This is a genomic window from Streptomyces sp. CB03234 (genome assembly GCF_001905885.1).
In the GTDB taxonomy this organism is placed as follows: Bacteria; Actinomycetota; Actinomycetes; order Streptomycetales; family Streptomycetaceae; genus Streptomyces.
On record NZ_LIYH01000008.1, the window covers coordinates 289737 to 301485 of the forward strand.

9 protein-coding genes are annotated in these 11749 nt (G+C 73.9%); 5 read left to right on the top strand and 4 right to left on the bottom strand.

From position 1 onward, the window contains the following. Positions 1-208: 208 nt before the first annotated feature. Positions 209-1150 carry a bis(hydroxyethyl) terephthalate hydrolase gene (gene bdeA, locus AMK26_RS32140; RefSeq protein WP_073759377.1) on the bottom strand — a complete coding sequence of 314 codons (942 nt, stop codon included), beginning with the start codon at positions 1148-1150 and terminating at the stop codon, positions 209-211. Positions 1151-1386: 236 nt separating this feature from the next. Between bdeA and AMK26_RS32145 the strand changes: the two genes are divergently transcribed. The 5 genes from AMK26_RS32145 (at position 1387) to AMK26_RS32165 (ending at position 10093) form a co-directional block, all read left to right on the top strand. Then, positions 1387-2088, top strand: a complete 702-nt coding sequence (locus tag AMK26_RS32145) for a TOPRIM nucleotidyl transferase/hydrolase domain-containing protein (protein ID WP_443333201.1) — start codon at positions 1387-1389, stop codon at positions 2086-2088. A gap of 73 nt (positions 2089-2161) precedes the next feature. Further along, a complete protein-coding gene (locus tag AMK26_RS32150) occupies positions 2162-4516 on the top strand; it encodes an NACHT domain-containing protein (protein WP_107421086.1) in 2355 nt (784 codons plus the stop codon). Positions 4517-4655: 139 nt separating this feature from the next. Continuing rightward, positions 4656-5027, top strand: coding sequence for a hypothetical protein (locus AMK26_RS32155; protein ID WP_073759102.1), 372 nt, complete (start codon positions 4656-4658; stop codon positions 5025-5027). 147 nt (positions 5028-5174) lie between these two features. After that, positions 5175-9110 (top strand): nSTAND1 domain-containing NTPase, encoded by a 3936-nt coding sequence (locus AMK26_RS32160; protein ID WP_241838166.1) that lies wholly within the window; start codon positions 5175-5177, stop codon positions 9108-9110. Positions 9111-9247: 137 nt separating this feature from the next. Continuing rightward, positions 9248-10093 carry a C40 family peptidase gene (locus tag AMK26_RS32165; protein WP_073759106.1) on the top strand — a complete coding sequence of 282 codons (846 nt, stop codon included), beginning with the start codon at positions 9248-9250 and terminating at the stop codon, positions 10091-10093. Positions 10094-10180: 87 nt separating this feature from the next. Here AMK26_RS32165 and AMK26_RS32170 read toward each other — a convergent pair whose 3' ends face one another. The 3 genes from AMK26_RS32170 to AMK26_RS32180 form a co-directional block, all read right to left on the bottom strand. Then, entirely contained in the window at positions 10181-10567 is a 387-nt protein-coding gene (locus tag AMK26_RS32170; protein WP_073759108.1) for a VOC family protein, read from the bottom strand. Positions 10568-10639: 72 nt separating this feature from the next. Next, positions 10640-10843, bottom strand: a complete 204-nt coding sequence (locus AMK26_RS38770) for a Trm112 family protein (RefSeq protein ID WP_073759110.1) — start codon at positions 10841-10843, stop codon at positions 10640-10642. Continuing rightward, on the bottom strand, positions 10830-11741 hold the full coding sequence (locus AMK26_RS32180) for a hypothetical protein (protein WP_073759112.1): 912 nt from the start codon (positions 11739-11741) through the stop codon (positions 10830-10832). The genes AMK26_RS38770 and AMK26_RS32180 overlap by 14 nt, the downstream gene beginning before the upstream one ends. Between the last annotated feature and the right edge of the window lie 8 nt (positions 11742-11749).

Below are 11749 nucleotides of genomic sequence, written 5' to 3' on the forward strand. Positions count from 1 at the left end.
ACGTTACTTGCGCGTAACGCGGGTCGGAAGCCTTGCGTCCGACGGCTGCGCGGGGACGCCCGTACCCTTGTGACGTGGGGAAACGGCATGCCGGATGCCCTGCGGATGGGCCCGCTCCCAACGGCGGTGCGGCAACTCTGTGCGTGTGCACAACGTGCGCCGGTGGCGGCCGCGCCCGCGGCGGCCGCCACCGGATCGGGGTGGAGCGTCAGGAGGTGTGCGGGCAGTTGCCGCGATACTCCTCGATGGTCAGGCTCGGGCGCGGGAGCGGGCACAGGAACTGCTCGTAGCGGGTGTCATTGTCGATGAACCGCTTGAGCCACGAGATGCTGTACTTCGCGATGGTGGTGTTGGAGGTGTTCGGCGTGAAGTGGGAGGCGTTGTTCAGCTCCAGGTACGCCTTGTCGAGCGTGGCGGGCAGCGACTCGTAGAACGGCTCGGAGTGCGAGGAGACCGGAGCGACCGTGTCGCCGTCCGCCCCGACGATCAGCGTGGGCGTCCTGAGCTCCGGCCATGTCTTGTCGGTGTTCCATCCGGTGAGCGGGATCGCGGCCTGGAGGGAGGGCCTGCTCTTGGCCGCCTCCAGGGAGCCGCCGCCGCCCATCGAGTGTCCCATGACGCCGAGTCTGGTGCTGTCTATCCGGCTCCTGACGGTGCTGCGCTGCGTCAGGTAATCCAGCGCGGAGAGGAGCTGGCGACCCCGGCTGTCGGGCTGGTCGAGGGTGGAGAGCGTGTCGATGGTGATGACGACGAACCCCTGGGAGGCGAGCCGCGGGCCGAGCCAGGCGATGGACGACTGGGTCGCGGTGAAGCCGGGCGAGATCGCCACCGCCCCGAACGTACCGTCGCTGGTGGTGGTCGGGTAGTAGATCGTGCCGCCGTCGAATCCGCTGACGCTCAGCGACGAGACGGTGGTCTGCGACACCGCGTAGGGGCCTCGGACGGCCTCGATGCTCGCGGTGGTGGGGGCGGGGCCACGCTCGTAGGGGTTGTCCGCCGCCTGGGCGCCCGAGGTCATGGCGGTGCTGAGGCCGGCGACGGCCAGGAGCGCCACCAGGGCCGCGGTGAACGGCCGGTGGCGCCTCGACGCGGCGGGGGCGGGGGTGGGGGCGGCGGTGATGTGTGTTCCGTTGCGGCTCTGCTGCTGCACGACGGAGTCGTCCTCTCTGTCGTGGCGGGTGCGTCCCGGTTGGGGGCCGGTCGGCATCGCCGTGGTGGGGATGGCGGTGCCACTGTCGGGGCGGCCGGGCCGGTGCGGCATCGGTGTAATCGCCGGTCTCGGAGGTGGCCGGTGGGTGCCAGGGCGGGCCTGGGCGGGCCGGGGCGGGCCTGGGCGGGCCCCAAATTCGGGGGCGGTGACCGCGCGGGTTTGCGAAGCTGGCGCGGATGGACGAGCGGATGGACGCGCGGGTGAACGAGCGGGTGAACGATGCGGGGCGGTTCCGGTCGGCGGTGGTCGCCTGGGCGGCGGGCGGCGGCGACGCGCGGGCGGCCGCCGCGGAGGCGCGTGAACTGGCCGCTCGCATCCGGCCGAAGAGGGTCGTCCTCGTCGAGGGCCGCAGCGACCGGGCCGCGGTCGAGGCGCTGGCCGCGCGGCTGGGCCGGGACCTCGACGCCGAGGGTTTCCCGGTCGTCGCGCTCGGCGGCGTGACGAGCATCGGACGGTTCCTGGAGGTGCTCGGGCCCCAGGGGCTGGGCCTCTCCATGGCCGGCCTGTGCGACGCCCCGGAAGAGCACTGGTTCCAGCGCGGCTTGGAGCGGGCCGGGCTCGGGAGCGCCCTCGGCCGCGCCGGGATGGAGCGGCGCGGCTTCCATGTGTGCGTGGCCGACCTGGAGGACGAGCTGATACGGGCGGTGGGCGCGGACACGGTCCGGGACGTCATCGCCGCCGCGGGCGAGTGGCGGGCGTTCCGTACCTTCCAGAGGCAGCCGGCGCAGCGGGAACGGACCGTCGAGCAGCAGCTGCACCGGTTCATGGGCACCCACAGCGGCCGCAAGTCGCAGTACGCGCGCCTGCTCGTCCAGCGCCTGGACCCGGCCCGTGTGCCGGTGCCCCTGGCACGTCTGCTCGCGGACACGGCCGCCTGAAGGCGGGCCGTTTCCCGCCCGTTCCGCCCTCGTTGGTCTCCGGGGTACCGGCACTGGCGTGGAGGGGCGAGGGATGCGTGGGCGCTGGGTATGGACGTGGACGCTGTGCGGAGCCGTGGCCGTGTCGCTGGCGATCCTGCTGGCGCAACGCGGCAAGGAATCCGTCGCGACGTGGAGTTCGATCCTCTCGGCGGTCGTCGCCCTGTTCGGCGTGCTGTCGGTCTGGGCGTGGCGCCATGCTCCCCGGCGAGGACGTTCCTCCACGGAACAGCTGACGGAGGCGCAGCAGGCGCTGGCGCGGCTGGTGGAGCGTCAGTGGCGCGAGGAGGCGGGGCTGCGGCGGCTGTTCCATCCGGTGCCGCTCCCGGTGGTCTGGTCGGACTCCGTCCTGGAGGAGGTTGCCGACCACGCGCAGTCCATCGGCGGGCCGGTCTCCTGCCGCACCGACCGGCTGGAGGAGCTGTCGGCGATGTTCCGCCGGCTGCCGCGCCGCCGGCTCGTGGTGCTGGGCCCGGCCGGGTCCGGGAAGTCCACGTTCGCGGTGGTGCTGGCGCTGTCCCTGCTGGAGGGCCGGGAGCGCGACGAGCCGGTACCGGTGCTGCTGTCCGCGGCCTCGTTCGACCCGGAGCACGAAAGCCTCCACGCGTGGCTGTGCCGCCGGATCGCCGCCGACTACCCCGCCCTGACCGATGGGGACACCTACGGGGCCGGCGCGGTCGAGGACCTCATGTCCGGGCACCGGGTGCTGCCGGTCGTCGACGGCCTGGACGAACTCCCCGCATCCGCCCGGCCGAAGGTCCTCGAAGCCCTCAACGACACGTTCGACGCCCACCCCCACGCGCGCGTGGTTCTGACCTGCCGTACCGAGGCCTACACCGCCGCCGTGGCCGCCGCCGACGTCCTGGCCGGCGCGGCGGTCGTCGAACCCGCCCCGGTGGACGCGGTCGACGCCCTCGAACTGCTGCGCAGGAGCCGGCCGGCGCGCTGGAACGGCCTGGCGGGGCACGTGGCGCGCAGCCCCCAGGGCCCGGTCGCCCAGGCCCTGTCCAGCCCCTTGATGGTGGCGCTCGCCCGCACGGTGTACGCCGACGCCCCGCCCGGCCCGGAAGAGCTGGACCGCTTCACGAGCCGGGAGGCCTTCGAGGACCACCTGCTGGACGCCCTCGTACCCACAGTCTACGCCCGCGCCCTGCGCCAGGATCCTTCCCGGCCGCGCCGCTGGAGCCCGGAGCGCGCCCACCGTCACCTCGCCGAACTCGCCGCGGGTATGCAGCGGCAGGGCGTCTACGACCTGGCGTGGTGGCAGCTCCACCGCTGGGTGCCGCCACTGGCGTACGCCTGGTCCCGCGCGGCTTTCTGGACGGTCGCCCTGACCGGGCTCACCCTGCTGGGTTACGGGGTGTCCTGCGTGGTTCCCGGGCTCCCCGCGGCCAATCGGGGGACGACGGTCTGGTATCTGCTGGGCATGGCCGCGGCCACGCCCGCCATGTGCTGGTTCGCGGCCTGGTACGCCGCACGGCGCGGACCGGGCGCTTCCCGGCTCTCGGGCGCCGTCCTGACCGCCGTGTGCGGGGGCGTCGCGTTCGCCGTTCCCGGCGTGACGTTCGCCCCCGTCCGCGGGGTGCCGCCCGGTTGGTACATGGTGGGGTGCCTCTGCTTCGTGGGGTTCGCCTTCCTCCTGGTCCTCCACACCACGGGGCTCCCGGTCCCGCCCGTCATGCCGAGCCGGGGCACGCTGAGCACGCGGCACTGGCGTCACCGGCTGCCACGCGCGGCAGCCGTGTTCGCCGGGACCACGCTCCTCACCGGGGCCGCTCTGCGTGTCTACGCGCTCGTCGTGGTGCCGCCGCAGAAGACTGCCGGGGGCGGGCCGTCGCAGACACCGGAGCTGCCCTGGGCGTACGGCCTGTCCATGGGTGCCGTCTTCGGCGCGGTGCAGGCCCTGCTGTACTGGCTGCGCGGCACGACGAGCGCCGACGACCTCACGACCCCGGCCTCCGCCGTCCGGGCCGACCGGCTCGTGACTCTCGTCGGCGGCGGTGTCGGGGTTCTGCTGATCACCCTTCCCCACGACATCCTGGCCGTGCTGGAGGCGAGCACCGCGCCCCACGGAGCGGCGGTCGGCGTCGTGCTGCCGCGTCTGGCCGTCACGTTCCTGGGCGTGGGCCCGGCCGGGCTGGTGCTCGCCCTGGCCGCCTCCTCGTGGCCGCACTACACCGTCGCGCGTCTGGTGCCGGCCGCGCGGGGCCGGCTTCCCTGGCGGCTGCAGGACTTCCTCGCCGACGCCCACCGGCTGGGCGTCCTGCGGCAGGTCGGGCCCGTCCACCAGTTCCGTCACGCCCGCCTGCAGCAGCGTCTGGCCCAGCAGGTCCACCTGCCGGGTCCGCGTACGTCCCCGGCGGGCTCCGACGCACCCTCCCGGCGTTGACCTCCGGTCCCGTGACCGCCTGGTCACCGGCGGTTTCCCGGGTGGGCGCAGGACGGGCAACAGGAAACCCGTCGACCCGGGTGCGTGGCGTGGACAGGCTGAAGTCGTCAGCACGCCGCAACACCCACAAGGGGGAAACGTGCGAAGGATCAAGATGATGAGGACCGCCGCGGCACTCGCGCTCGCCGTCGGGACGATGACCACGGTCACCGCGACCCAGGCCCAGGCCGCGGAGGCGGCCGCCAGCCACGGCTGCCGGTCCGGGTACGTGTGCCTGTACCCGGGTGCGGGCTGGAACAACGACCGTCCCACCCACACGTACTACACGTACGGGGCCCACAACCTCAGCAACATGTACGGGACGTACCGCATCTTCAACAACCAGACCGGCGGGGCCACCGTGCGGACCTGCACCGGGTACAACGGCACGGGCTGCCAGGGCTACCTGCCGGCCGGCTACTACATCGACAAGGACATGACGCCGATCAACTCGATCACCCTCCAGCCGTAACCCGGCGTCATGGACGACTTCCGGAGCCGCCGACCCGGCGGCTCCGGAAGTCCTGTTTCCGCCACACCGGACGATCGGCCGGGCCGGCCGTCGGACCCCCGCTGTAGCCTGGACGCCTGTCATCTCACAATCTGGGCGCACCTTGCCATGGGGGATGCTTTGGGGGATCCGGAGCGCGGACGGAAGACCGACCGTCCGCACGAGTTGCCCGACGACACCGCGGCGTCCTTCTCCGCGCAGTTGAGACGCCTGCGGCTGCAACGCGGCCTGTCGCTGGCCGACCTGGCACGTCAGACGCACTACAGCAAGGGCTATCTGAGCAAGATCGAGACGGGCGCGAAGCGGGTCACCGTCGATGTCGCACGCCGCTGTGACCAGGTCCTGCGGGCGGAGGGCGAGTTGCTGCGGCTGGTGCGGGAGGCACCGGCGCCCCACTCGCCGCCCGCACAGCCGCCGGACGCGGACTGCCCCTACCGGGGCCTGTCGGCGTTCACCGCCCAGGACGCGGGGTGGTTCTTCGGCCGGGAGCGGGCCACGGCCGCGCTCGTCGAGCGGGTCTTCGAACGGATCGGCGGCGGACCGCTGTTGCTGGTCGCCCCCTCGGGCGCCGGCAAGTCGTCACTGCTCAACGCCGGTCTCGTACCGGCTCTGCGGCGCAGGGGCGGTTTTCCGATGCCCGGCGCCGACGGCTGGCCGGTGGTGGTGCTCACGCCCACCGCGCAGCCGCTGCAGGAGCTGCTGGACCGCACCGCGAAGGCGGTGGGCGGCGATCTCGGGATCAGTACGCGGCAGCTGCGCGACCGGCCCGAGGCGCTGCTCGAAGCCGTCCACCGGCTCCTCGACGACCGGCCGGCGCCGGCTCCCGGAGAGCGGCGGCCACCACCGCCCGTACGACCGGTGCTGATCGTCGACCAGTTCGAGGAGCTGTTCACCCTCTGCTGCGACGAGGAGGAGCGCCGCGCCTTCGTGCGCGTGCTCACCGCCGTGGCGACGTCCCGGGCGGAGACGGCCGGGTACGACGCGGCCGTCGTGGTGATCGGCGTGCGGGCCGACTTCACCGGCAACTGCCTGGACCTGCCCGGGCTGGCCCCGGTCTTCACCGATGGGCTGTTCGTGCTGCCGCCGATGTCGGTGGCGGAGTTGCGCGAGTCCATCACGCGCCCGGCGGAGCTCGCCGGTGTCACGCTCGAACCGGGCCTGGTCCCCCTGCTGCTGCGGGACGCGGGGCTGCGGGACGCCGGGCTGCGCGACGAGCGCGACGGGACGGCTACGGCGGATCGGGAGTCGGCGGATCCGGGGCACGCTCCGGGGCACGCGCCGTCCGGTGCCCTGCCGCTCGTCTCGCACGCGCTGATGGCCACCTGGCAGCGGCGCGAGGGCACCACGCTCACCGTCGCCGGGTACGAGGCCACCGGCGGCATCCAGGGGGCGATCGCGCGTACGGCCGAGGACGTGTTCGCCCGCCTGTACCCGGCCGAGCAGCGGACCATTCGCCGCGTCCTGGTGCGGCTGGTCCATGTCGCCGACGGCGCCGGGGCGACGCGGCGCCGGATGAACCGGGCCGCTCTGCTGGAGCAGTCGGCGGACGCGGACGGTGCCTCCGCCACGCTCGACGCCTCGGCCGCGCTCGACGCCTTCGTACGGGCCCGGCTGATCACCATGGACAGCGACACGGTCGAGATCACCCACGAGGCCCTGCTCCACGCCTGGCCACGGCTGCGCGGCTGGATCCACGCCGACCGGGCCGGCCTGCTGATCCACCAGCAGCTGGCCCACGCCGCCGAGGAGTGGGAGCGCGAGGGCCGCGACCCGTCCGCCCTCTACCGGGGGACCCGGCTGGCCACCGTGCGCTCGTGGGCCGACGAGCTCGGCGGCAGGGGCCGGCTCAGCCCCCGGGAGGCGGCCTTCCTCCGGGCGAGCCAGGCCGAGGAGGACGGCAGGAGCGAGCAGGCCAGGCGCCAGGTCCGGTTGCAGCAGCGGATGCTGGCCACCCTCGTCGTCCTGCTGCTCCTCGCCCTGACCGCCGGAGGGGCGGCGTACCAGCAGCGCGCGGGCGCCCTCGGCCAGGAGCGTGTCGCCCGCTCGCAGGCGCTCGCCGTGCGGTCCACGTCCCTGGCCGCCGGTCAGCCGGAGGCCTCCATGCTGCTCGCCGAGGAGGCCTACCGTACGGAGGCGACGACCGAGGCGCGCGGGGCGCTGCTGAGCACCCAGTCGCAGCCCTTCTCCGCCCGGCTCGGCGGGCACGGCGGTCCGGTCAACGCGGTGGCCTTCGCACCGGGTGACGGGCTGCTGGCGTCGGCGAGTTCGGACGGGACGGTGCGGCTGTGGCGGGTCGCCGACCGCCGGACGACCGCGACGTACACGGTCCCCGGGCGAGTGCGGGCGGTGGCCTTCAGCGCGGACGGGCGGACGCTCGCGGCGACGTCGACGGACGGACCCGTACGGCTCTGGGAGACCTCTGGCCGGCGTGCGAGGGCGCTGCCCGCGCGCACGGCGGGCGCACGGGCGGTGGCCTTCGCCCCGCACGGGCGGGCGCTGGCCGTCGCGGCGGCCGACGGGACGGTCCAGTTGTGGGACGCCGGCGGGAACCGTCCCCGGTTCGTCGCGTCGCTCACCGGTCACGCCGGGAGGGTCAACGCCCTGGCGTACGCGCCGGACGGGCGGACGCTGGTGTCGGCCGGCTCCGACCGGACCGTACGGCTGTGGGACGCGGTCCGTGGCCGCCCGCTGGCCGTCCTGCGGGGGCACACCGACGAGGTGCTGGGTGCGGCGTTCGCCCCGGACGGGCGGACGGTCGCGACCGGGGGCGTGGACCGGACGGTGCGGCTGTGGGACACCCGGCTGCACCGCGCCGTGGGTGCGCTGACCGGGCACAGCGACGACATCAACGCGGTCGCCTACACGGCGGACGGCACGATGGTGGTCAGCGCGGGCGGTGACGGTGCGACCCGGCTGTGGGACGTGCGCAGCGGCCGGCCGACCGCGACGCTGACGGGCCACACCGACTACGTGCTGGGGGTCGCCGTGGACGCGGGCGGCGCGGTGCTGGCCACCGCCGGGTTCGACCGCTCCGTGGTGCTGTGGGACCTGCGCGGTTCGGTCCTGACGTCGCGTCCGTTCACGGAGGTCTGGCAGGCCGCGTACAGCCCGGACGGGAAGCTGCTGGCGACCGCCGACGCCGATCACACGGTGCGGCTGTGGGACGTGGCGGGGCGCCGGGTCCTGGCGACGTTCACGGGTCATCGCGAGACGGTGTTCTCGGTGGCCTTCGCGCCGGACGGGCGGACGCTGGCGTCGGCGGGTTCCGACGGCACGGTACGCCTGTGGGACGTGGCCGGGCGCCGCCCGGTGGCCACGCTCACCGGCACGCACGGGGACGTGTTCTCGGTGGCCTTCGCCCCGGACGGGCGGACGCTGGCGTCGGCCGGCTCCGACCGGACGGTACGCCTGTGGGACGTGGCCGCGCGCCGTCCGGTGGCCACGCTGACCGGCCATACGGACTTCGCCAACACCGTCGTGTTCAGCCCGGACGGGCGGACTCTGGCGAGCGGCGGTGACGACCTGACCGTACGGCTGTGGGACGTGGCGGGGCGCCGCCCGCTGGCCACGCTCACCGGCCACACGGGCGCCGTGCGGGGCGTGGCGTTCAGCCCGGACGGGCGGACGATCGCGAGCAGCGGCAACGACGGGACCGTACGGCTGTGGGACACCCGGCTGCGCCGCTCGGCCGGGGCGCTGACCGGCCACACCGGTTCCGCGCGGGGCATCGCCTTCTCCCCCGACGGGCGGACGCTGGCGAGCAGCGGCAACGACCGTACGGTACGGCTGTGGGACGTGGCGGGGCGCCGGCTGTGGGCGGCCCTGACGGGTCATACGAACGCGGTGTGGGGCATCGCGTTCTCCCGCGACGGGCGGACGGTGGCCAGCAGCAGCAACGACGGCACCGTACGGCTGTGGAACCTGGACGTCGGGGCCCGGCTGGCGGAGATCTGCCGGGTGCGGCAGCGCATCGGTCCCAAGGAGCGGGAGACGCTCATGCCGGGTCTGCCGGTCTCCCCGGGCGGAGCCTGTGCCGGTCGCTGACGCCCTGGTCGTCCGGGGTTTCCCGGGTGTTTCCCGTTGCCCGTTCGGGCAGGGCGACGCGGGATGCTCGACGAGCGGGTGCCCCGGGCAGCAGGCTGCTGTCCGGCAGGTGCGTCGACAGGAAACGAGGGTCCAGCATGCTTCGCCGCTCCGGTCTCATCGGCACTCTCATCGGATTACTGGCCTTCCTCCTCTGGGCACCGGCGCCCGCGTCGGCGGCCTCTGACGGCGCGTGCGCCGTCCGCGCGCCGGGAGCCTCCGCGGCGGCCGAGCGCGCCGTCGAGGCCGCCTGCGCGCAGGTGGCGGCGGGCGTCTGGTACACCTGGGGCGGCGGTCACGGCCCGAAGCCCGGTCCCACGTACGGGCAGGTGGACCCGACCGACCCGGCGAGCGAGCACGACCCCGAACGGCTCGGCTTCGACTGCTCCGGGCTGGTCCGGTACGCCTACGCCGAGGCCACCGGGTCGGACATCCTCAACGGCGTGGCCAGTGCCCAGTACTACACGCACCGCGCGGCCGAACGCTTCACCGCCGCCCAGGGCCTCGCCCCCCTGGTCCCCGGCGACCTGCTGGTCTGGGGCACCTCGCAGAAGCTGCACCACATCGCCCTCTACCTGGGCGCCGGCACGATGGTGGAGGCCCGGCAGTCGGGCACCAAACTCATGGTCAGCGACGTCCGGCTGAACGGCGGCTACTACGGCGCCGTCCGCGTCGACCCCGGCCCGGTGACGGGCCACGTCTTCCAGACCTGGGGCACCGGCGTGTGGACCAAGGCCGAGCCCTCCACCAAGGCGGCGCGCGTGTACGCCTTCCCGGGACCGACGACGATCCGCGTCCAGTGCCAGAAGCACGCGGAAACGGTCACCTCCGACGGCTACACCAATGACGCCTGGTCCTACCTCCCCGACTACAGGGCCTGGGTGACCAACATCTACATCCAGGGCCCCGCGCGGCTGGCAGGAGTCCCCACCTGCTCCTCCTGACGCCACCGCGCGCCGCTCGCACCAGTGACCGCCACGGGGGTCGGCCACTGGTGCGAGCGGCGTCCGCGCCATAGGTGCCGGTCGGCGTCAGGGGCGGTAGCGCAGCGGGTGGTCCGCGGGGACCTCGGTGAGCACGATGCGGTGGCCGTCCGGGTCGGCGATCCACATCTCGACCAGGCCCCAGGGTTCCTTCACCGGCTCCCTCAGCACCTGCACACCGCGCCCGGACAGCTCCTCATGAGCCGCGGCGCAGTCGGCGACCTGCATCCACAGTTGCAGCGTGGTCGTCGGCGGGTCGTCCGAGCGCCCGGACACCTCGAGGAAGCCGCCTCCGAGGAAGTAGACCGTCCCGCGCTCCGGTCCGGTACCGAACTCCCGGTAGACGGCGAGGCCCAGGGTGTCGCCGTAGAAGTCGCGCGAGGCTTGCGGGTCACTGGGACGCAGCAGGACCCTGCTGCTCAATACATGCACCATGGGCGGACCTTACGCGATCGTCCCCAGGGAGCCCCTTCCGCGCCGCCGTACCACTCAGCGCGCCCGGCACGGTTACGCGCGGCCGAGCAGCCGTTCGTGTTCGTCGTCCGTGACCTGTGTCCCCGAGTACGGCAGCAGCTGCGGGATGCCGTCGACGACGGGGTACAGGCGCCGCAGGCGCGGGTTGTAGAGGGCCTCGTGGGCCGGCAGGAGGGTGAGAGGGCCCTTGTCCAGGGGGCAGACGAGGATCTTCAGCAGCGGGTCATCGGGCTTCATGGCTCGGCTCCTTGGGTTGCTGAGCGGACTGGACGGACAGCGCGAGAAGGACGGACACGGCCAGGGACGCTCCCACCAGCAGCAGGAACAGGCGCAGCGGCTCCTCGGGCAGCGACTCGCCGAACGCGAGGGTGCCCAGCGTCGCGGTGTACAGGCACGAGGTCGTCGTGCAGACCGGGACGACCAGGGACGCCCGGCAGCGCTGCAGTGCCGTCTGCGACAGGACCAGCCCACCGGCGCCCGTGATCAGCAGCAGGTACGGGTACGGGGTCACCGCCAGCGAGAGCGCCGAGGCGAGCGGCGCGTCGAGGGCGAGGCGCGCGGAGATGCCCTTGATGGCCAGGGAGCTGACTCCGTAGACCAGGCCGACGGCGACCGCGTACGCGATCCCCGCCGGGGGTGCCGCGTGCCGGCGGCGGGCCGTGCGGCGCTCGGCGGTGGCGTACAGCCAGAAACCGGCGACGAGTGAGACGGCGCTGAGAGCGAGGACGGCGGCGGCGGACGCGCTGTCGCCCACCGCGTCCGTGTCCTGGCGCAGTGAGGCGACCACCATCAGCAGCGCGGCCAGGATTCCGGCCGTGGCGTACCGCTCGCGCGGTGACAGGCGTTCGCCGAGGACCAGGGACGACAGCAGGAGGAGCAGGACGAGCCCGGAGACGAACAGGCCCTGCGCGGCTGCCATCGGCAGCGTCCGGTACACCACCAGCTGCGCCCCGAAACCGCCCGCCAGGGCCAGTGAGCCGACGATCCACAGCGGGCTGCCGAGCAGCAGCCGCACCAGGCGCAGGGGGCGGCGGACGTCGAGGGCCGGGATGGCGGACAGGGCGCGCTTCTCCAGGACGAAGCCGGAGCTGTAGAGGACGTTCGCGGACAGCGCGGCCGCCACACCCCACCACATCGCGCTCG